The organism is Thermodesulfovibrionales bacterium, assembly GCA_026417875.1.
Taxonomy (GTDB): Bacteria; Nitrospirota; Thermodesulfovibrionia; order Thermodesulfovibrionales; family CALJEL01; genus CALJEL01.
The window spans coordinates 1-21,969 of the sequence record JAOACK010000016.1 but is presented as its reverse complement, the minus strand read 5'-3'; the positions used below and the strand labels follow the sequence as shown (position 1 = coordinate 21,969).

General features: G+C 40.3%; 21 protein-coding genes and 1 tRNA gene. 9 read left to right on the top strand and 13 right to left on the bottom strand.

What is annotated here, in order from left to right; genetic code table 11:
• Positions 1-32: 32 nt before the first annotated feature.
• Both N2257_04660 and N2257_04655 read left to right on the top strand, forming a co-directional pair.
• Positions 33-1,157 carry a branched-chain amino acid ABC transporter substrate-binding protein gene (locus N2257_04660; protein ID MCX7793679.1) on the top strand — a complete coding sequence of 375 codons (1,125 nt, stop codon included), beginning with the start codon at positions 33-35 and terminating at the stop codon, positions 1,155-1,157.
• Complete coding sequence (locus tag N2257_04655; GenBank protein ID MCX7793678.1) at positions 1,154-1,591, top strand: DUF296 domain-containing protein; 438 nt, start codon at positions 1,154-1,156, stop codon at positions 1,589-1,591. Before N2257_04660 ends, N2257_04655 begins: the two co-directional genes overlap by 4 nt.
• Before the next feature lie 117 nt (positions 1,592-1,708).
• On the opposite strand, the gene N2257_04650 is transcribed toward N2257_04655, so the two are convergent.
• The 8 genes from N2257_04650 to N2257_04615 all read right to left on the bottom strand — a co-directional run bounded on the left by N2257_04650 (position 1,709) and on the right by N2257_04615 (position 9,051).
• Positions 1,709-2,023 carry a Uma2 family endonuclease gene (locus N2257_04650; GenBank protein ID MCX7793677.1) on the bottom strand — a complete coding sequence of 105 codons (315 nt, stop codon included), beginning with the start codon at positions 2,021-2,023 and terminating at the stop codon, positions 1,709-1,711.
• A 147-nt stretch (positions 2,024-2,170) separates the two neighbouring features.
• Complete coding sequence (rsmA, locus tag N2257_04645; GenBank protein ID MCX7793676.1) at positions 2,171-2,947, bottom strand: 16S rRNA (adenine(1518)-N(6)/adenine(1519)-N(6))-dimethyltransferase RsmA; 777 nt, start codon at positions 2,945-2,947, stop codon at positions 2,171-2,173.
• Between the two features lie 4 nt (positions 2,948-2,951).
• Entirely contained in the window at positions 2,952-3,278 is a 327-nt protein-coding gene (secG, locus tag N2257_04640; GenBank protein ID MCX7793675.1) for a preprotein translocase subunit SecG, read from the bottom strand.
• Positions 3,275-4,027 carry a triose-phosphate isomerase gene (gene tpiA / locus N2257_04635; protein ID MCX7793674.1) on the bottom strand — a complete coding sequence of 251 codons (753 nt, stop codon included), beginning with the start codon at positions 4,025-4,027 and terminating at the stop codon, positions 3,275-3,277. The genes secG and tpiA overlap by 4 nt, the downstream gene beginning before the upstream one ends.
• Positions 4,027-4,815, bottom strand: coding sequence for a dihydropteroate synthase (locus N2257_04630; protein ID MCX7793673.1), 789 nt, complete (start codon positions 4,813-4,815; stop codon positions 4,027-4,029). The genes tpiA and N2257_04630 overlap by 1 nt, the downstream gene beginning before the upstream one ends.
• Positions 4,816-4,872: 57 nt before the next feature.
• Positions 4,873-7,686: a PAS domain S-box protein gene (locus N2257_04625; protein ID MCX7793672.1), complete on the bottom strand. Its 2,814-nt coding sequence runs from the start codon at positions 7,684-7,686 to the stop codon at positions 4,873-4,875.
• Between the two features lie 86 nt (positions 7,687-7,772).
• Complete coding sequence (locus N2257_04620; protein MCX7793671.1) at positions 7,773-8,465, bottom strand: Crp/Fnr family transcriptional regulator; 693 nt, start codon at positions 8,463-8,465, stop codon at positions 7,773-7,775.
• A gap of 121 nt (positions 8,466-8,586) precedes the next feature.
• Complete coding sequence (locus tag N2257_04615; protein ID MCX7793670.1) at positions 8,587-9,051, bottom strand: SoxR reducing system RseC family protein; 465 nt, start codon at positions 9,049-9,051, stop codon at positions 8,587-8,589.
• Positions 9,052-9,212: 161 nt separating this feature from the next.
• Between N2257_04615 and N2257_04610 the strand changes: the two genes are divergently transcribed.
• On the top strand, positions 9,213-9,782 hold the full coding sequence (locus N2257_04610) for a hypothetical protein (GenBank protein MCX7793669.1): 570 nt from the start codon (positions 9,213-9,215) through the stop codon (positions 9,780-9,782).
• 30 nt (positions 9,783-9,812) lie between these two features.
• Here the strand turns inward: N2257_04610 and N2257_04605 are convergent, their stop codons facing one another.
• Both N2257_04605 and N2257_04600 read right to left on the bottom strand, forming a co-directional pair.
• Positions 9,813-11,240: an aldehyde dehydrogenase family protein gene (locus tag N2257_04605; protein ID MCX7793668.1), complete on the bottom strand. Its 1,428-nt coding sequence runs from the start codon at positions 11,238-11,240 to the stop codon at positions 9,813-9,815.
• Positions 11,209-11,904: a class I SAM-dependent methyltransferase gene (locus tag N2257_04600; protein ID MCX7793667.1), complete on the bottom strand. Its 696-nt coding sequence runs from the start codon at positions 11,902-11,904 to the stop codon at positions 11,209-11,211. Before N2257_04600 ends, N2257_04605 begins: the two co-directional genes overlap by 32 nt.
• Before the next feature lie 72 nt (positions 11,905-11,976).
• Between N2257_04600 and N2257_04595 the strand changes: the two genes are divergently transcribed.
• Both N2257_04595 and N2257_04590 read left to right on the top strand, forming a co-directional pair.
• Positions 11,977-12,052, top strand: a tRNA-Ala gene (locus N2257_04595).
• Positions 12,053-12,819: 767 nt separating this feature from the next.
• Positions 12,820-12,999, top strand: coding sequence for a hypothetical protein (locus tag N2257_04590; protein ID MCX7793666.1), 180 nt, complete (start codon positions 12,820-12,822; stop codon positions 12,997-12,999).
• Positions 13,000-14,226: 1,227 nt separating this feature from the next.
• Here the strand turns inward: N2257_04590 and N2257_04585 are convergent.
• The gene (locus N2257_04585; protein MCX7793665.1) at positions 14,227-15,525 is read right to left on the bottom strand and encodes a hemolysin family protein; all 1,299 of its coding nucleotides are present in this window, start codon (positions 15,523-15,525) and stop codon (positions 14,227-14,229) included.
• 107 nt (positions 15,526-15,632) lie between these two features.
• Entirely contained in the window at positions 15,633-16,865 is a 1,233-nt protein-coding gene (locus tag N2257_04580; GenBank protein MCX7793664.1) for a homocitrate synthase, read from the bottom strand.
• Between the two features lie 217 nt (positions 16,866-17,082).
• Between N2257_04580 and fabG the strand changes: the two genes are divergently transcribed.
• From fabG to rnc, 4 genes are all read left to right on the top strand, one after another.
• Positions 17,083-17,832: a 3-oxoacyl-[acyl-carrier-protein] reductase gene (fabG, locus tag N2257_04575; protein ID MCX7793663.1), complete on the top strand. Its 750-nt coding sequence runs from the start codon at positions 17,083-17,085 to the stop codon at positions 17,830-17,832.
• Positions 17,833-17,914: 82 nt separating this feature from the next.
• Positions 17,915-18,148: an acyl carrier protein gene (acpP, locus tag N2257_04570; GenBank protein MCX7793662.1), complete on the top strand. Its 234-nt coding sequence runs from the start codon at positions 17,915-17,917 to the stop codon at positions 18,146-18,148.
• Positions 18,149-18,155: 7 nt separating this feature from the next.
• Complete coding sequence (gene fabF, locus N2257_04565) at positions 18,156-19,403, top strand: beta-ketoacyl-ACP synthase II (GenBank protein MCX7793661.1); 1,248 nt, start codon at positions 18,156-18,158, stop codon at positions 19,401-19,403.
• Complete coding sequence (rnc, locus tag N2257_04560; protein ID MCX7793660.1) at positions 19,366-20,076, top strand: ribonuclease III; 711 nt, start codon at positions 19,366-19,368, stop codon at positions 20,074-20,076. The genes fabF and rnc overlap by 38 nt, the downstream gene beginning before the upstream one ends.
• Here rnc and N2257_04555 read toward each other — a convergent pair.
• Positions 20,073-21,969 (bottom strand): copper-translocating P-type ATPase (locus N2257_04555; GenBank protein MCX7793659.1); only part of this gene is annotated, 1,897 nt, incomplete at its 5' end. The genes rnc and N2257_04555 overlap by 4 nt on opposite strands.

Here is a 21,969-nt window from a genome sequence, read left to right as displayed (position 1 = left end):
CTAACTTGAAGAAATCTTTTAAGGAGGCTTATATGAAAAGGATTACCCTGTCCACCCTTTGTAAATTATCAACTCTATTTGCATTAATATTAATTTTATTCATTGCCTGTAAAAAACAGGATACCATAACAGTAGCAATAGCAGGACCAATGTCAGGACCTGAGGCAAAAATGGGTGCTGACTTCAGAAATGCTGTAACCCTTGCTGTGGAAGAATGGAATGCCAAAGGAGGTGTGCTCGGCAAAAAAATAAATTTACTTGTCGGAGATGACCAGTCTGATCCAAAACAGGCAGTATCAGTGGCAAATAAATTTGTAACTCAAGGAGTTGTTGCGGTTATAGGGCATTTTAATTCAAGCTGCTCCATACCGGCTTCTGATATATACCACAGGGCAGATATTCCAATGATAACTCCAGCATCCACTAATCCCCAGCTAACAGAAAGGGGGTATAAAAATGTATTCAGGATATGTGGACGGGATGACCAGCAGGGAATGGTTGCTGCTGAGTTCATTAAAAGAAAACTAGGTCTCAAAAAAATAGCTATAATCCATGACAGAACCACCTACGGTCAGGGGCTTGCTGACGAGGTAAAGAAAGTTCTTGAAGGATACGCTCAGATTGTATATTACGGTGGTATAACAAAGGGTGAACAGGACTTTAAACCAGTTCTAACAGCAATAAAAGAGAAGAAACCAGACATTATCTACTTTGGAGGCATCTATCCTGAAGCAGGTCTTATTATAAAACAGGCAAGGGAGATCGGAATAAAGGCAATTTTCATGAGCGGCGATGGCACCATTGATCCAAAATTCATAGAAATTGCAGGACCTGCTGCTGAGGGCACTTACTTAACATTCGGACAGGACCCGGAAAAATTACCTACAGCAAAGGAATTCCTGAAAAAATACCGTGAAAGATTCGGAGAGCCAGGACCTTATTCTATCTATGCCTATGATGCCACGAATGTCCTTCTTACAGCAATCAGAGAGGCTGGAACAACAGATGGCAAAATGATTTCACAGAAACTCCATGAGCTTGAATTCAAAGGAGCACTTGGTGATATCAAATTTGACGAGAAAGGAGATGTGGTTAAGTCACCCTATGTAGTATGGATAACAAAAAATAAAAGATTTGAGGAGTACTGGAGGCCATGAAATACACTCAGGGAAGAGCAGGCAGGATATTTGTTGCAAGATTTGAAGACAGAGAAGAGATATTAAAAAATCTTCAGGAACTTGCAAAAAAAGAAAATATAAGAGCAGGAGTCTTTTATCTCCTTGGAGGGGTAAGAAAAGGAAGGATAGTTGTAGGACCTGAACGGGATGAACTTCCGCCAAAACCCATATGGAAGGATATAAGGGACAATAATGAAGTTATTGCAATTGGCTCAATCTTCTGGCAGGCAGAGGAGCCAAAGATACACCTTCATGGAGCCTTCGGTAGAGGTGATAATGTATCTGTTGGATGTCTAAGAGAAGCAGGAGAGGTATTTCTAGTGCTTGAGGCAATTATCATTGAGATAGAGGGAATAAGGGCAGAGAGGGAATTTGATCCCGCAACAGGTCTTACTTTACTTAAAATTGGCTGAGGTCTTCTTTAAAAACATCTTTTAAATCTAAAAGAATATCCTCAATAACAGAAGACCTTATAATAAACCTCTCATCTTCTAAACTTCCTTCTGAGAAAAGTTCGTATCTACCCCTTTTCAGTACCGGATTTCAATAGTCTTCATACAGGGATCTACAAGCCAGTGTTCTCTTACACCTGCCCTTTCATAAATAGCCTTTTTTTCATAAGTATCCCTGTAATGAGAAGATAGAGATAAAATCTCAATTATCATATCAGGAACTCCAAATATACCTTTCTTCTTTATAAGCCTTTCTATCTTTTGATATATAAATAATCTCAGGCTAACTACATTATCATTGCTGATAATCACATCAATAGGAGCCCCAAAGACATAACCAATTCCTTTTTCATCCACTATCTTTTTCAGTAAGAAATGGATATCTGAAGCTATAAATTGATGTCTCTGGAGCTGGTACCATTAAAAGCACTCCTTCAATAATTTCTATCTCTTTTCATCTCCAAGCCCTATATAATCATGATAGGTCTATATAACTGTCCGGACTCTCACAGCAACCTCCTGAAAGAGGATATCATAAATCTATTTATTATTTCTTTCAAAGAATCTTATCCTTTCTGCAATTTTTATAAACTCCTCTAGCCTCAGTGTTTCAGGCCTTCTTCCGGGATCTATACCGCAGGACTCAAGGATTGACTCAATATTAAAATCCTTAAAAACCCCTTTTAATGAATTTAATATCGTCTTCCTTCTCTTTGAAAAGGCAGTCTTAACAATCTTTTTAAATAAATCTTCATATCCGGGCTTAAGAAGGCTGTCCCGCATCTTTATATGAATCACTGCTGAATCAACCTTTGGTACAGGTCTGAAGGCACCTCTGGGAATGAAAAATTTTATCTCGGGAATAGCTCTATACTGAACCATGAGCGAAAGAACACCATAATCCTTTGTACCTGGAACGGCTACTATCCTCATAGCAACCTCCTTCTGAACTGTAAGTGTCATGGATAGAAGATTATCAGCTTCCAGGAGTCTGAAAATCAGGGGTGTAGTAATATAGTAAGGGATATTTGAAACAACCTTAAAAGGTCCGAGGTTAAAGTAAGGGTATTTAAGGGCATCGCCTTCAACAAGTTCAATATTAGAATAATCCTTAAGCTCATCCTTGAGTTTTTTTATTAGCAGGTGATCGAGCTCGATAGCGATAACCCTAGCCGCTATTTCAGAAAGCAACCTGGTTAGTCTACCGTGACCAGGACCGATCTCAACTACCGTATCTTCCTTTTTTACTCCTGAAACATCAACTATCCTTTTAAGGATAGAAGGATCAAAAAGAAAATGCTGTCCTAATCTACTCAAATATCTATTTCTTATCAGGAGGCGGTACTGTGGGAGGGACCTTCAATGGCTCCTGAGGAAGTGTCTGGGCCGGTGGCTTTGTAGTCTCTTTAACAACACTCGTTCCCTTCGATGCTGCAATTGATAGCACAAGGGATGTAATCATAAAAAGTGTTGCAATTACAGCAGTAACCTTACTAAGAAAGGTTGCAGCTCCTCTTGACCCAAAGATAGTCTGGCTTGAACCACCAAAGGCTGCTCCGACCTCTGCACCCTTTGAGCTCTGTATAAGCACTATAAATATTAAAAAAATACAGGCAAGTATGTGAATAATTGTTAAAAGTGTTATCATCTCCTTACTCCTTTTGCTAATATTATACTTGTAAAACTATCGGGCTTGAGACTCGCTCCACCCACAAGGGCTCCATCAACATTATCAATATTCAATATCTTAAAAGCATTCTCAGGATTCACGCTACCGCCATACTGAATCCTAATATGCTCAGCCTCTTCTTTAAATATATCTCTAAGCACTGTTCTTATAAATCCGTGGGCCTCTCTTATCTGCTCTACACTTGCTGTCCTTCCTGTTCCGATTGCCCATACAGGCTCATAGGCAATAACAAGAGATTCTGGTTTTGCATCCTTAAGGCCTTCTATGAGCTGAGTTTTGATAACATTAAAAGTCTTACCCTGCTCTCTCTCAGTAATTGTCTCGCCAATACATAGTATAACAGAAAGACCAGCCTCCTGTGCAGCCCTGAGCTTTTTATTTATAATTACATCTGTTTCCTGAAAATACTGTCTCCTTTCAGAATGCCCAATTATTACATACTCACAACCACAATCTTTTATCATCAATGGAGATATCTCTCCTGTATAGGCACCTGACTTTTCATAAAAGATATTCTGGGCACCAAGCTTTATACCCGAGCCTTTCAGAAATTTTGCTGCTACAGCAAGTGATGTAAATGGTGGAGCTATAACTATCTCAACTCCTTCAATTCCAGCTACCATTGGAGTAAATTGAATTATAAAGTCTCTGGTCTCCTGAGTTGTCTTATTCATCTTCCAGTTGGCTGCAATAAGTGGAACTCTCATTACTCAACTCCAAACTGTGCAGGTGAAAAGACTATCTCATCCCTGAATGCCTTGATTAAATAGATGGCCTTAATAACCTCTTCATCAAAGATATCCACAATAGCTGAATCAAGTCCTGCACCGGAAAGGTAGAGGAGAAAGGCTGAATTGAGTCTTGATCTTATATTTTTTGGTGATGCAGTTGAGATATTTCCTATCCAGGCAATGGTATTTACCGGTGGTTCTACCATCTCATTAAGAACTATAAGGCAGTCCCTTACATTCACCACATGGTCCTGACCTGCACCACCTCCTATATGTACTACCGATGGGTCAGCATAAAGCCTTTCATTAGGTATATCTGCGAGATTTGCCTTTTCAATAAGATCTTCAAGTATCATGAGTTTTGCCTCAAGGGTTGTTGGAACAGAACCCCTTAGTGCCCTCAGGATCAGACCTGCACCTGATCTTTTAACCAGACTGAAAAATTCCTCTGGATTTTTCTCATCCGCAGAAAGATAATTTATTAGAGGTGGCTCTTTGCAGAAGTTTATAGCCTTTTTTAAGGCCTCAAGGTTTCGTGAATCAAGACAGACTTTCAGGCCAGTAGCCTTGATAACTATCTCAGTAACCAGTGGTAGATTATCCTCATCACCTGTGCCATCAAGTGAGCACTGGATATTTATATAATCAGGTTTTTTCTGGGCTATCTTCTCGGCAATATCCGCTATGGCCTTTCTATCTTTTGACCTCAGGGCATTTATGTAGGACCTGTTTCTGGTATTAAGGTTCTCTGCAATAATGAGCATAAAAAATCCTCCCTGTTCTTAAAATTAAATTTCAATATTATACCAGATTCAATTAATCTATTTGACTATCACCTGTTCTTCCAGAACCTCTCTTATCTTTCTTAGAAACTCTGAGGGAAGGATTGGTTTAAAAAGTAACACCCCTTTTTCAGGCAGGTATTGCTTGTAAAGACTTTCTGCTGTGTGACCGCTCATGAACACTATTTTCTGTGATGGATTGATTGCCTTTATCTCATCATAAAGAACCTTACCGTTCATCTTTGGCATTATGAGGTCAGTTATCACGAGGTTAATCTCATTTCTTTTGTTTTTATATATACTAAGAGCCTCAGTTCCATCGGATGCCTCAATAACTCTGTAGGAAGCAAACTCAAGAATGTTCTTCAAAGATTCTCTCACTGTCGGATCATCATCAACAACAAGGACAGTCTCTCCAAGGCCCTTTATAAAGAGGGTCTGTTGTTTCTGGAATAATTCAGACTTATCCTTCGCCCTGTAAATAGGAAGGTATATCTTAAAGGTTGAACCCTTACCTGGCTCGCTGTAAACATTTATATATCCATTATATTGTTTAACAAGTCCGTAGACTATTGAAAGACCGAGACCGGTACCTTCTTCCTTTGTTGTGAAGAATGGCTCAAATATATGGGATTTTATATTTTCATCCATGCCAATTCCTGTATCAGAGATAGAAATGAGACAGTACTCACCTGGTTTTCCGTATCCATGGATATCTCTGAATTTTTCATCAATAACTACACTTCCAGTTTTTATCGTTAGAACTCCACCCTCTGGCATGGCATCCCTTGCATTAGTGGCAAGATTCATGAGAATCTGCTCAATATGTCCTGCATCTGCCATTACTATTAAATTTTCATCTGATAGCTCTGTTCTTAGCTCTATATCCTCTCTTATTAATTTGCTGAGAAGTTTCATTACCATCCTGACAATATCATTAATGTCAACAGGCCTGGGATTTCCTGGCTGTCTCCTGCTGAAGGCAAGAAGACCCCTTGCAAGATTTGAACCCCTCTCAACAGCCTTCATAATCTCGGCAACATATTCTCTAAGAGGACTGTCCTTTGGAAGCTTCATATCAAGAAGACTTCCATAACCACTCACTGCTGTAAGGATATTGTTAAAATCATGGGCAACCCCACCTGCAAGCTGACCAACTGCCTCCATCTTCTGTGCCTGTATGAGCTGGGCTTCAAGCCTTTTCTTCTCTGTTAGGTCATTGATTACCTCTATAACATTAGTAACATTCCCTGAAATATCCTTGATTGGATAAGACCTTATCTCAACATGGATTGTCTCTCCTTTATCAGTATAATGCACATGCTCTGCTATTGCTGGCTCACCTGTTCTCAGGGTCTCCTTTACAGGGCAGACCTCTCCAAGAAAGTAACAGGGCTCCTTTGTTCTGTGAGAGACCTCCCAGCAGAATCTTCCTTTTATTCTGCTAAGGTCTGTTTTCATCCTCTCCAGATAGGCCTTATTTGCAGAGACTATCCTCATATCCCTGTCAAGTATTAAAAAGCCTTCACTTATGCTACTAAGCACATCATTCAGGAGGACCTCCTTTTTTGTCTCCTCTGTTATGTCCATGCAATTAATAATAAGGTAATCCCTGGATTTGAGATACCTTCCCTTTGCACTAAGTATCCTTAAAGAACCATCAGCAGAAAATGCCCTGATTGTTGTTGAGACTATTTCATCAGGTGTATTGATGGCATGGTCAATCTTTCCTTTTACCTCGGGTATATAAAATGGGTCAAGAAATTCAAATAATGACCTTCCGTTAATATTCTCAGGCTTATAGCCAAGATTCTTTACAGAGGGACTTGCATATACCAACCTTCCATCCTTCTGTGCAATCAGGATTATATCAGAGGAGTTTTCTATCAGGGTTCGATAAAATTCTTCCCTTTCCCTAAGGGCACTGTGAACTGCATCAAGTCTCTCAGAAAGGTTGTTAAAGGCACCTGCAAGCCTTGCCATCTCATCTTTACCCTGTAGATGAATTCTTGTTGAATAATCTCCCTGTTCTATGAGGTTTATACCATTAAGAAGGAGTTTGAGGTCCTTTTTCAGTCTCAGGGAAAACATTAGTGCTATTAGTAGTCCAATTCCTGAAAGGATGAACATTGCACCAAAATAATCCCTTTTCATCTTATTTATATGTGCTTCAATTCTGGCTACAGGTATACCTGTTATTATCCTCCAGCCATTAGAAGATGTGGTGAAAGTATAAATCCTCTCTACACCATCAACTCCCTTTGTAATCAGGGTTCCTTCCTTTTTCGTGAGGTCTATCCCTATGGTCTTTCCCGGATTCTTTGTATTGATCATTACCTCACCGGTTCTGTCAAGTATTATGATCTCTGCTTCAAAATTGGAACCTATGGATTCCCTGAGCTTTGAGGAAAGACTTTCAAGATCAAGGGCTGCACCAAGCACAGCAACCTGTTTATTGTTATGAAATACAGGCATTGTTAGCATAACTGCTGGCCTCTTAAAGTATTTAGAGATATGCACATTTCCTGCATGAGGCCTTCCCTTTTTACCTTCCTGAAACCACTCCCTGTCATTGTAATTGAGTCTTCTGAATAAAGGATCATGAACAGCACTACAGAAATTCTGTCCATCCATCCTTGCACCGAGAATATTAAGATACTCGGGATGGGAGCTGTGAATTTTCTTTGCAAGATTATCACATCCTTCTGAGTTAAGATTGATCACTGATGGATGTACAGCAAGTCCTCTTAGTAAAGCCCATGCCCCCTGTGCAACCCTGTCCATCTCTTCAGATATCCTCCTTGAAATAATCAGGGCATGCTCCTCAAAGTGTCTGAATTCATGCTTTACCATTTCATGGTAATGGAAAAATGAAAATATAATAAGGGGAAGTATTATTATCCCTATTATGAATAGAAATTTAAAGAAAATACCTACTCTCATCTCATTCTATATTCGGCATTATCTGAAAAAATCTTATGGCTCAAAAGATATCCATCTTTCATTTCCTTTAAAAGTCCTCTGAAACTAAGAGCCTTCAGTGCCTTTGTGACAGCCTCCCTTGATGCACCTATCTTTGAGGCAAGTTCCCTGTGAGTGTATTTTTTAACTTTATAAAAACCTGGGGTTACCCTTTCACCGCACTCCTTTAACATTGCAGAGAAAAGTTTAACGAGCCTGTCTTCCACATCAAGAAAGGCAAGTGATTCTATTACGCCATTGGCAGTCCTGAGTCTTTCCACAAGGGTGCTTAAAAGCTCAAGTGCTATGGAAGGTTCCTTTTTGAGGACATCTATAAATCTCTCCCTTGTAAGAATTGCAAGCTCAGAATCCTCAAGGGCAGTAACCGTGGCAGAGCGTGGTTTTCCATCTATGAGACTCATCTCACCAAAAAAATCACCTTTTTTGAACTCAGCAAGGGTAAGCTCATCTCCCTCTTCATTAAGAAGTGAAGCCTTAACAGAGCCATCAAGAACAATATAAAGGTCTGTGCTCTGATCTGACTGGTAGAAAATTACATCACCTTTTTTAAATCTTTTTATCTGAAACTCCTTTGAGAGTATCTTTCGATACTGATGAGATAGGTTTCCAAAAATGATCTCAACCACTAAATCAAGAACCCGTTCCTTCACCAATTTCCTCCTTTTTTAAAGGTTATCAGAAATTAAAAGGGATTTCAACTGAGGATTTAAAGATAAAGGTATGTTATAAATTAACAAATGTCATTAATCTGGCATCACAGATGGAAAACTCTCAATGTATTCCTTTACTGTCAAGATTTATGTCTTGGGCAGAAAGGATTGACCTTATAACAAGATATGATTTGGAATCGAGTCTTTTTAACGATCTCAAAGAGAAAAGAGAACCTGCAAAGAGACCCAAAAACCCTGAAATAACATCCAGACTCTTTATAGGAAAGATATTATTATAAAATACTCCTATAATCGTACCTAAGAACAGTGACAGCAGTGGAATAATAAAAGCAAATAAATAACCTCTTATTCTTATACCCTCATCAATGCCGATGGTGACTGTCTCTCCAATACGAGCACCAAGTGTATTCTTTACTGCCACAATTATTGATAGGTCAGCTGCACGGCAGAGTCCAATCCTTGCCTGATTGCAACCCCTACAGGCCTCTCCACTTACTAGCATAACTTTTGCCATGTCTCTTTCGACAGCAACAACAAGACCTCTTTCTGGAACAGAAGGTTTCATAATTTAGTTTATTAAGAAGCCTGCAACTCCTTCTATGAGCAAAATCATACATGATTGACATCTTTAAAATCCCTGTATTATGATTATCTAAACTTATTTTTTTCTGAGGAAAATTCAGGACCTTTCCTGTTTAATAATTTATGAACTTGAGGAGGAGTTTTATGAAGATTTTGGTACCTCTATTTCTGGTTCTTTTAATTCCTGTCATTGTCCATGGCGCAGGAAAGCATGAGCTTCTTAACTGCACAGGTTGCCACGCTATTCACACGGCAAAGGGAGACATTATTTTCGCTGTTGAACCCAACAAAAAAGCACTAAATCCTCAGACAAAGACACCCTACACAGGGGTAACTGCACTTTGTCTTGGATGCCATGAGACACCTGAGAGAGGTGGTGCTGGCATTGCTCCTATATCAGGTGCAATGAGCCATCCTTTCAGTGTTACACCAAATCCAAAGGTTGCCACAGTTCCCCAGGGGCTTTTAAGAGATGGTAAACTTGAATGTTCCGGATGTCATGATCCCCATCCATCAAATCCCAATTATAAATATCTCAGGGTTGATACAAAGGCTGGCAAAGAGATGGAGACCTTCTGTGCTGTCTGCCATCCTTCAAAGGTAGAGAAAGCTCCGAAGGATGTAAAGATCTTTGATAGTATGGATGAGAGGAGACTTGCTGAAAAGTTAGCTCCGCAACCAGCACCAGCTCCAGCACCAAAAAAGACACAGTAAGAGTTTTTTAAGGGGAGGCTATGCCTCCCTTTAATTTTTTTTAAGATTTATAACCATCAGTCTCAATTCTGTCATCTCCTCAATTGCATATCTTACACCCTCCCTGCCGAATCCTGACATCTTCACTCCACCATAGGGCATATGATCAACCCTGTATAAAGGAACATCATTGATAATGACCCCGCCGACTTCAAGATGCTCAAAGGCGAAAAAGGCTTTCTGAATATCCTCTGTAAATACACCTGCCTGTAGGCCATAGGCTGAATCATTTATCGCCCTTATGCCCTCCTCAAAACTCTTTACCCTTGTTAGTGTAACAACAGGACCGAATACCTCTTCACAAACAATCTTCATGTCAGAACTTACGTCAGTTATTACTGTGGGCTCATAAAAATTACCCTTTCTCCTTCCGCCTGTAAGAAGTTTAGCACCGTTCCTCAGTGCCTCATTGACCCAGTTCTCAATTCTTATTGCATTCTCTTCATCTATAAGCGGTCCTATATGAATAGTCTCATCAAGAGGATCTCCTATCTTAAGAAAGGAGACAGCCTCTACAAAACCCTTTACGAAATCATCATAGATATCTTCGTGGATATAAATCCTCTGCACAGAGATACATATCTGGCCTGAATAGGAAAAAGCACCTTTTACACATCTTCTTATTGCAAACTCAAGATTACAATCCCTGTCTATCATTACGCCTGCATTACCACCAAGCTCAAGAAGCACCTTTTTATTGAATGCAATTTTTTTCAATCTCCAGCCAGCTGAGGCACTACCTGTAAAACTCAGAACCTTTATCCTGCTGTCAAATATAAATTCTTCCACAATCTCTGAAGAGCATGGAAGGATACTTAGACAACCCTCTGGTATGCCTGCCTCTATCAGAAGCTCTCCGAGCCTTATGGCTGTAAGAGGTGTCTTTGATGAAGGCTTGATAATAACAGGATTACCTGATGCAATTGCAGGAGCTATCTTATGGGCAACAAGATTTAGAGGAAAATTAAAGGGTGTTATGCCCAGAACCGTTCCTGAGGGAAATCTCCTGACAATCCCCCACCTTTTTTCTGAAAGAGGATTCCTGTCAAGCCTTAAAAATTCTCCGTTTAATCTTGAAGCCTCTTCAGAAGCTATTTTAAATGTGAGTGCAGCCCTTTCAACCTCTATTCTTGATTCACTGATTGGTTTACCATTCTCAAGGGTGATTAATTTTGAAAGTTCATCTTTATTCTTTAAAAGCATATCAGAGACCTTCTCAAGTATCTCTGCCTTTTTATAGGATGGAAGTTCTGCCATTATCCTCTCCGACCTAAAGGCCTCATCCAGTGCTCTTTCGAATAATTCTCTGTTAATCTTTGAGACCCTTGCGATAACATCACCTGAGAAAGGATTTTTTATCTCAATAAAATTATCAGACACATATCTCTTAGACCCAAGTATCGCTGGAATGGTCTCCATGCTTAATCCCCCCGTAGATTATTAAATGTCTGTCACCTGATTCTTTTACTTTTAAATAATCAAGACCTGTATTTAGGAGCTGATCTTCTACCTCCTGTACTGTAAAAGAAGCGAGTAGAGAATTATAAAAATCTCTCTTTAATATATCAGGCTCATTTCCTGAATAGGTTTCTACAATCCTCATAGCCTCCTCCTCTGAGGAGGGTCTCTTAAGATCCCTTACAAATATAATAGAGCTTTCTCTTGAAAATCTTTTTACTGTATTCCATAAAATAAGTGGATCATGAAGATGGTGCAGGAGACTGTTACTGATTATTACATCATAAAACCGAAGAGGAGGATTTATGTCCGGTAAAATCCCCTCAATAAAAAAAAGCCTTGATCTCAGTTCAGGAGTCTCTGATAGAAATTCTCTGGCCATTTTTATCATTTCCCTTGAGCCATCAATCGCATGGACAATACAGTCAGGAAAGGTACCCGCAAATCTGAAGGATATATTACCCGGACCGCAACCAAGGTCAAGAACATACCCCCTTACATCCCTTCCGAATAGGTCAATAAACAGTCTCATGAACTCGCTGTCAGGTTCAGAAAAATTTGCACTTGCATAAGCATGAACCTGCTCAGGATCATCCATTAGCTCTGGCTCAGGAATACGCTCCATGAATAAATTATATCAGAACCTTATCAATTGCTATTGACAACATCTCGATAAAGCTGGTATAAATAAATTACTGGGGCTGTAGCTCAGCTGGGAGAGCGCGTGAATGGCATTCACGAGGTCGGCGGTTCGATCCCGCTCAGCTCCACCATATTTCTTCCTTCCTTTTCAAACATCCTGGCAAGTAATTTGAATCGTTCGTCACGCAATATATCCTCAAGCATCTTAACTGTCTTCTGTCTCCAGTTTGGATAAATATCAATTGTGCCAGGCATATTCTGCTGGTTGAGTGCACCGAGAATATCATCAAGACTCACAAGCACTATCTTTGACGGAGTCCTTGCAAGATAATTATATATTGCCAGACAGAGTTCCTCTGTCATTTCTTCTGGTAATTCATAATTGCTGTCAAGTATTCCTTCCCTCTTTAAGGCCTCAATTATCAGAGTTCTGTCCTTAATCCTCTCCTCTATCTGAGAAATATAGAACCTTTCATCAGGATATTTTTTTAGATTTTTTCTCTGTTCTATGTCCACTCCCTTCCAGAATCCATAAATTGTTGGAAGATCATGGGTTGTCACTGCTGTAAGAGCCATTTCAGGATATCCCGAGGGTTCAAGGAAGTTTTGCTCAGGATATTTTCTTTCGAAATAAAAGAGTCTGTAAGAAAGCATTCTGTGTTTTTTAAGCTCTTCTCTTGCATTCTCAGGTCCTGTACCAAGGTCCTCTGCTATTATTATGGTAGTATTCATTACACTCTCAAGAGTTATAATCTTAAGAAGCTCATCAAAAGGAAATCTCACATAGGCACCTTCTGACGGAGTTCTTCCCTGAGGAATCCAGAACTGTCTGAAAAGACCGAAGGCATGGTCAATTCTGATTGCACCACAGTGCTGCATATTCTTTCTGAGAGCCTTTATGAAAGGCTCATATCCCTTAATCCTGAGTCTCTCCGGAATCAGTGGCGGAAAACCCCAGTTCTGTCCATCAGGACTGAAATCATCAGGTGGCGCACCCAGTGACATTTTTAGGGCAAAAAGTCCTTTATTTGACCAGACATCAAAACTTTCTTTCATAGCACCTATGGCAAGATCATGACCGAGGCCAATAATGAGACTCCTCTCACGGCACTCTCTATAGAGATCCTTATGCTGTTCATCTATCAACCACTGAATATACTGGAAAAATAAAATCTCCTCCTTGTTTTCTATAATAAATTTCTTTACTGTGGGACTTTCAGGTTCCTGGAAATCTCCTGGCCATCTCTGCCAGTCTGTGGTCCTGAATCGCTCTGAAAGGGCCATATAAGCAGCAAAGAGTATTAGATCCTCTGATTCAGTATTAATATAATTACGGAATCTTTCAGCCCGTTCCGTATTATTTTTAAACTCTCTATCAACAAATGCTCTGAAGGCCTTTTTTAAGGCCTGAAGTTTTAGAGAGGCTATCCGGTCATATTCAATAAGAGCACTCTCTTTAACACTCCTTAGTGATTCATTCAGTTTCTGAAGATAATCTTCTTTTATTTCATCAATAAGGGAAATATCGAGATAAATGTAATTCTTATATAATCTGCTCAGAGGAGCATAGGGACTTATTCCGTAAGGTAAGGTATTCGGTATTGCATGAAGCGGATTAAGAGAAATAAGGGATGCTCCGAGATCAGAAAGCCAGGGAATAAGCCTTTTAAGGTCTCCGAAATCTCCAATACCCCAGTTTTCTGAGGAACGGATGGAGTAGAGATTCACAGAAAGGCCCCAGCACCTTCCTCTTTCAAGTTCAGGTGGCAGGTAGGACCTTTCAGGTGCAATAATGATCCTTGATTTTTTTTTAATTTTATTAATTGATTCATCTGGATGGATGATATCAAGCTCAAGGTTATAATAACCCTGTTGTGTCAGCTCCTTTTCTTCATATTTTATCTTTAAATATCTCCTGTTATTAATGATGCTTTCTTCCTCAACAAGAAGTGGGATTTCTTTATCCTTGATCTTTCTGCCCTCCTGATCGTAAAAGGTGAGATTAATACCTATTCTTCTTTCCTCATTTCTTTCAGCAGGAATATAGATAAAAATATTTAAGGTCTCAGAAAGACTTATAGCATGAACAGGCTCTATAAAATCAAGCCAGGGATAAAAACGCTTTTTTTCAATTGACTTTTTAATGGATTCATTAGAACTTATATCGTAACCCAGTGACTCAAGAATGGCAGCCTTTGTCTCAGTGGGAACAGGATGATAATTTCCTTTTATATCAAAATATCCTGGCAGTATTCCTGAATGTTCTGCAAGTTCATCAATGAGTTCTTCCTTCAAATAGACTCCCTTAATTATTCATTAACTTATTTCTTTCAAGTTTAACCTTTGATATCCTCTGACCAACCATCTCAACTATCTTCAACCTCATTCCTTCAAGCTCAACCACATCATTCTGCTCGGGTATCCTTTGAAGGTGTGTGAGTATAAAGCCTCCGAGGGTCTCGTATTCAGGAGACTCGGGAAGCTCAATGGAATAATCCTCTTTGAGATCCGTAATACTTATTGAGGCATCTATAAGGAGTGTCCCATCTCCAAGCTCAATCACTGGACTTTCGATATCATACTCATCCCTTATTTCGCCCACTATCTCCTCAAGGAGATCCTCGAGGGTAACCAGCCCCGTCACAGCTCCATATTCGTCTATAACAATCGCCATGTGAATCCTTTTCTTCTGCATTTCTCTAAGGAGCCTGCTCACCTTCATCGTTTCCGGAACGAAGAAAGGAGGTTTTATAATCTTTCGGATATCCACTGTTCCTGATGTGCTCAGTACATTAAAGAAATCCTTTGCATAAAGTATACCTCTAATATCATTGAGATCCTTTCCTGTGACAGGATAACGGGAAAAGTTCTCTTCTGCAATAATAGCCTTCACCTCTTCTGGACTCATGTTTATACCAATGGTAACCATCTGAGGTCCTGGTATCATAACCTCTTTTACAAAGGTATCAGTAAATTCGAAGACACTGTGGATTAGCTTTTTCTCCTCAGGTTCAAAGACGCCCTGCTCTCCCCCTTCTTCAAGTAACAATTTTATCTCTTCTTCTGATATGTATCCCCTTTCGGTAAAAGCCTTTTTTCCAAAGGGTTTCAAGATAAGCTCTGTGCTTTTTGTAAGAAGTTTAACACCTGCACTTGTAATCTCTGAAAATTTTTCTATAAAAGGAGCAACGAATAGGGCAATACCTTCTGGATTGGCAAGGGCAATGGACTTTGGAATCAGTTCACCGAATATAAGGGATATATAAGTAATGAAGGCTACAACAATAGCAATTGCTATAGCCTCAGCATAATAAGAGACCATAGGAAGAGGTAATTGTTGTATAGCAGGTTTTATTATCTCAACTGCCGCTGCACCACCTATGGCAGAGGCAAAGGCACCTGCCATGGTAACACCTATCTGTATGGTCGCAAGGAATCTATCCGGATTTTTCCTCAGGGCAAAGAGGATTTCTGCGTTTTTTCTACCTTCATCAATTAGCTGCTTTACCCTTGATCGCCTTACTGTAACAACCGCAATCTCTGAGGCAGCAAAAAAGCCGTTAAATATTATAAGAAGTAAGATTATAAATAATTCAAACCACATGATAAAGTTTCAGGGATTAAGCCCCCTTTTACCATATGAAGAGAGAATGGATAGATTTTTGATATTTAATGCTTTGAGTATGTATAACCTCTCTGGCTCCATGCAGATCAGGGATTAACTGTTAATATCTTCCTTACTATCTCTGGATACCTGGCAATGAACCTGAGTTCATCATCTGTAAGGGGTTTCTGCGTATGAAGATTAGCATACTGGACAAGTTCAAGTATCCTCCTTGCCTCATTATCATCATGAAACTCAATGCCGAGCCTGCTATAGACATACCTGAAACCCTTGATTCCTCCATATTCTCCAGTTGTTATTACCCGACCAGTTTCAAGAAGTTCTGGTTCACCTCTTCCTACATCCTCTGGATCGAAGAGCTCATAATTTCTTCTGTCTTTAAGAGCACCATCTGCATGGATACCTGATTCATGTGCAAAGACATTTGCACCCACACCAGGCTGATTTATAGGAATTGGAAGATTGAATGCATAGGAAGCATATTTTGAAATCTTCCAAGCCATCTTGAGGTCTACATGCTCATCAAGGTGAAGCTTTTCCTTCACTCCATGAGAAAACTTAAGGGCAAGGATAGTTGATACAAGATCGCAATTTCCTGCCCTCTCACCATATCCATTCACAGTTGTATTTATATAGGCATCCACGCCAGCCTCCACTGCTCCCTGAGCTCCTGCAACAGAGACAGCCTCTGCCATTCCAAGGTCATTATGGCAGTGCATCTCGATTGGAAACTTTGTAGCAAGGGCAAGGGCTTTTATCCTTTCATAGATGGTAATCGGGTCATCAGCACCAAGGGTATCACAGTATCTAAACCTGTCAGCTCCTGCCTCTTTTGCAGCTATGATAAACTCAATAAGTCTATCAAGCTCTGTTCTTGAGGCATCCTCGGCGTTTACTCCGAGGGTTTGAACTCCTTTGTCTTTAGCAACCTTTATGGCATCAAGAACAGATTTAAGAAGGTCCTTCCATGTCTTCTTACCCTGCCATTTTCCCTGAATCATTATATCTGATGTTGACATGGAGATATTGAGATGCTTGAGGCCAGGACAGTTCTTGAAGGCTAGTTCCACATCCTCTGGCACAGCCCTGCACCAGCCCTCAAGGTGAAGCCTTTTTATCACGCCCATTTCAGCAAGTTCGAGATTTGCGTTTATATAATTGACCTCATGCTTCAACGTTGGAAAACCTATTTCACTCTGATAAACTCCCATCTCATCAAGATAGAGATTCAGCATGGTTTTTGATAATTTGGGAAGAAGAATCCTTGATGTCTGGACACCATCCCTGTTTGTTACATCAATAAGATATACCTTGGGCATCTTGACCTCCTGAAAAAGTATTTTTATTATAACTTAAAATTGACTTTGAAATACAATATCCGATAAAATTATGTCATTTTAGAACTATAATTTTTAGAAATGTACCGGGATTAATAAAAATTCATTTTACTGCTTGCCCTAATTAAGTGACAAAAATTCATCAGTTATTTTATAATTAAGGCTAAATAATAAAATATGCGGAGGTAAATGTAATCCAATGGAAAAGGAATTCAAAGACCAGGTAGCAGTTGTTACAGGTGCTGCAAGAGGTATAGGAAGGGCAATTGCAGAGGCCCTTGCTAAAAAAGGAGCTTCTGTTGTCATATGCGATATCATTGCTGAGGAGGCAAAGAGGACTGCAGAAGAAATAGCTTCTAATTTTGGTGTAAGTGCCTATGACCTTTCATTTGATGTCTCAAAAAGTGAAGATGTGGAAAGGGCATTTAAGGAAATAATTGAAAAAATGACGAGGATTGATATACTTGTAAATAATGCAGGCATTACAAGAGATGCCCTGCTTGTCAGAATGAAGGAGGAAGACTGGGATTCAGTGATTGCAATTAATCTTAAGAGTGTGTTTCTATGCTCAAGAGAGGCTGTAAAGGTCATGTCCCGGCAGAGGTATGGAAGGATAATAAATATAGCCTCCGTGGTTGCCTTTATGGGAAACCCCGGACAGGCTAATTACAGCGCATCAAAGTCCGGTATGGTTGGTCTAACAAAGACTATTGCGAAGGAATATGCAAGCAGAAATATCACAGTCAATGCAGTAGCTCCGGGATTCATTATGACAAAAATGACAGAGGCATTACCTGAAAATGTTAAAGCAGAGATGCTTAAAGCAATACCCCTTGGAAGGTTCGGTACAGTTGAGGATGTGGCCAATGCAGTGGTTTTTCTCGCATCACCTCTTTCAGGATATATAACCGGTCAGGTTATTCATGTTAATGGCGGAATGTATATGTAGTCATATAAGAGGCTTAGCCTCTTGAAATCTCAGGGCACCTTAAGGGTGCTCATATTTTTCTAAAAATTCTGGAGGTGTTTTAATGGAAGAGAAGGTAAAGGAAATTATAGCAAAACAACTTGGAGTGAATCCTGCTGATATCACTCCTGAGTCTTCCTTTGTAGAGGATCTCGGTGCAGACTCGCTTGACACGGTGGAGCTTGTCATGGCTTTTGAAGAGGCCTTTAATATTGAGATCCCTGATGAAGATGCAGAAAAGATTGTAAAGGTTAAGGATGCAATAGAGTATATTAAGAAAAAAACCTCTAACGCCTGATTAAGTCATGGAAAAAAGAAGGGTAGTTGTTACAGGTCTGGGTCTGGTTACACCTCTGGGAATAGGAGTCTCGGAGACATGGGAGGCTCTTATTCAGGGAAAATCTGGTGTTGGTAAAATAACTCTCTTTGATGCATCCAGCTATCCTGTCCAGATTGCTGCTGAGGTAAAGAATTTTGATCCCTCTAATTATATTGAACAGAAAGAGATAAAAAAGATGGACAGGTTCATACACTTTGCTATTGCGGCCGCAGAAATGGCAATGAAGGACTCAGGCCTTAAAATAACTCCTGAGAATGCTCAAAGGGTTGGTGTGATAATAGGTTCTGGTATGGGAGGACTGCCCATGATAGAACATTATCACAGAACCCTCCTTGAGAAGGGGCACAGAAGGATATCTCCTTTCTTTATTCCAATGATTATAATCAACCTGGCTGCAGGACAGGTATCAATAAGATATGGTGCTAAGGGACCGAATTCTTCTCCTTGCACAGCCTGTGCAACAGGAAGCCATTCCATAGGAGATGCCTTCAGGATCATTCAGCGTGGTGAAGCTGATGCCATGATTGCTGGCGGTACAGAGGCCGTAATTACTCCAATGGGTATAGCTGGTTTCACTGCTATGAAAGCCCTTTCAACAAGAAATGATGAACCTGAGAGGGCAAGCAGACCTTTTGATATTGACAGGGATGGCTTTGTGATGGGAGAGGGTGCTGGAATAGTGATTCTTGAAGAGCTCGAACATGCCTTAAAAAGAGGGGCAAGGATATACGCAGAAATCATCGGCTACGGAATGAGCGGTGACGCCTACCATATCACCTCACCTGCTCCCGAAGGAGAGGGTGCGGCTAGATGTATGGAAGCTGCACTTAAGGATGCATGTATAAAGCCTGAAGAAGTTGATTATATTAATGCTCATGGCACATCAACAAAATATGGAGATGAGCTCGAAACCATGGCAATAAAAAAGGTCTTTGGAGAGCATGCCTACAGGCTTGCTGTAAGTTCAACAAAATCCATGACAGGCCATCTGCTTGGAGCAGCAGGTGGAGTCGAGGCAGTAATAACAATACTGAGTATTTATAACAATCTTATCCCTCCAACAATAAATCTTGAAAAACCTGACCCTGTTTGTGACCTTGATTATGTACCCAATAAGGCGAGACATAGAGAGGTTAATTGTGCCATATCCAATTCCTTTGGATTTGGTGGAACAAATGCCTGCCTCATCTTTAAAAAATTTTCAGGAGCTTGAAAATTCCTTAGGTTATTCCTTTAAAAACAGGGCCCTCCTGATGGAGGCCCTTACACATAAATCCTTCCATAACGAAAGACCTGAAGACTCTCCTTTTTATAATGAAAGGCTGGAATTCTTGGGAGATGCTGTTCTCGGTCTTATAATATCAGAATATCTCTTCAGGAGATTTCCTGAAGAGGATGAATCAAGACTGGCGAGCCTCAAGGCCTATCTGGTAAAGGAATCCGTGCTCTTTGAAATAGCAAAAGGACTCTTTCTCGGAGAGTATTTATTACTTGGCAAGGGAGAGGAACATACAGGCGGAAGACAGAAGAGCTCAATACTTGCTGACTGTCTGGAGGCACTGATTGGTGCTGTATTCCTTGATGGTGGTCTAGAAGATGCAAGAGAACTGATATCAAGACTTTTCAGAAGAAAATTTGAAGAATTGACCTCAGCAGATTTAATACTCGATCCAAAATCAGAGCTCCAGAAACTCTCTCTTGAAAGATACGGAAAACTTCCTGAATATAAGATCATAGCAGAGCACGGAGCAGAACATAAAAAGGTTTTTACAGTAAATATATACATTAATGGTGAATTCTTCGGAACAGGTTCTGGAAAAAGTAAGAAAGAGGCACAGACAGAGGCAGCAAAAATAGCGATTAAGAAAATGCATGAAAAATATTAAATCACAGCTGCCTTTCTTCTGAGCCTTAGCGAATTGGTAACAACACTAACTGAACTCATCGCCATGGCAATAGAAGCTATCATGGGATTAAGCAGCGGACCTCCAAAAGGATAGAGCACTCCTGCTGCAACTGGTATTCCTGTGATATTGTAAATAAATGCCCAGAAGAGATTCTGCTTAATGGTTTTAATTGTAAGCTTGCTGAGCTTAATTGCACTCACAACACTCTTTAAGTCTCCCCGCATGAGAGTGATCTGACTCGACTCCATTGCTATATCAGTACCTGTGCCCATGGCAATACCCACATGTGCCTCCATCAGAGCTGGTGCATCATTTATTCCATCACCCACCATTGCAACTATTCTTCCTTCATCCTTAAGCTTCCTTATAAGCTGTAATTTCTCTTCCGGTTTTACCCTTGCATAGTATCTTTCTATACCTACCTTTTTCGCAACTGCCTCTGCTGTTAACATATGATCACCTGTAATCATTATTATGTCTATCGAAAGATTTTTTAATGCCTCCACAGCCTCCTTTGAGCCTTCCTTAACTGGGTCAGCAATGGCAAATATTCCCTTCACCTTATTATTTATGGCTATTAAGACTGGAGACATAGCCCTTTTTGAAATATCCTCTTCATAGGTTACTAAGGAAGAGATATCGATGCCCATATTTTTTAAGAAATCAGCACTTCCGATTATCATCTCATTTTTCTTATCTCCTATCAGAAATTCTCCTCTAACACCACCTCCGGGTTCCACCTTAAAAGAAAGAGGTTCCTCAAGGATAATAGAATTCTGCCCTGAGATACTCAATGCCTTATCCACGATCGCCTTTGCAACTGGATGTTCCGATAGCCTCTCAAGAGAGGCAGCCAGCCTCATGAGCTCTATATCAGAGAACTCGCTCAAATTGGTAATCTCCAGAACCTCGGGTTTGCCTTTAGTTATTGTCCCTGTCTTATCAAGAACGACTGTATTGACCTTTCCTGCTATCTCAATTGCCTGAGCATCTCTGATAAGAATTCCCCTTTCAGCACCTATTCCAGTACCAACCATAATAGCAGTAGGTGTTGCAAGCCCAAGGGCACAGGGACAGGCAATAATAAGAACAGCAATAAAATTCATGAGTGCCTGTGTAAAGGATGGACCTGCAACATACCATATAATGAATGTAATGATTGCAATAGTGATCACTGCAGGTACAAAGATTGCTGCCACCCTGTCAGCAAGCGCCTGAATGGGTGCCCTGCTGCCCTGTGCTTCTTCAACAAGTCTTATTATCCCTGAAAGTACGGTTTCTTTACCGACCTTCTCGGCGATCAGTTTAAATGTGCCAGCCCTGTTAACAGTGCCACCATAAACAGAATCACCAGGGGATTTTTCTACTGGCAGGCTCTCCCCAGTAAGCATTGACTCATCCACTGAAGATGAACCCTCAATTATTTTTCCATCCACTGGAATTCTCTCGCCTGGTCTGACTATTACAAAATCACCTGGAATCACCTCCTCAACCGGTATATCCATCTCAACACCGTTTCTTAAAACCTTTGCAGTTTTTGGCTGGAGTTCCATGAGCCTTCTTATGGCCTCAGAAGTCCTTGCCTTTGCCCTTGCCTCAAGAAGCCTTCCAAGAAGTATAAGGGTGATAATAACAGAAGATGTTTCATAATATACATGAGGCTCCATACCGCCTCTTGTGAATATGGATGGATAAAAGGTTGCAATAAGACTGTAGATATAGGCTGAAAAGGTACCCACACTAACAAGTGTATTCATGTTTGCAGTTTTGTGTCTTAAGGCAATCCATGCTGCCCTGTGAAACCTCCATGCAGCCCAGAACTGCACCGTGGTACTGAAGAGAAGAAGCACAGTGCATTCAGATATGTAAGGG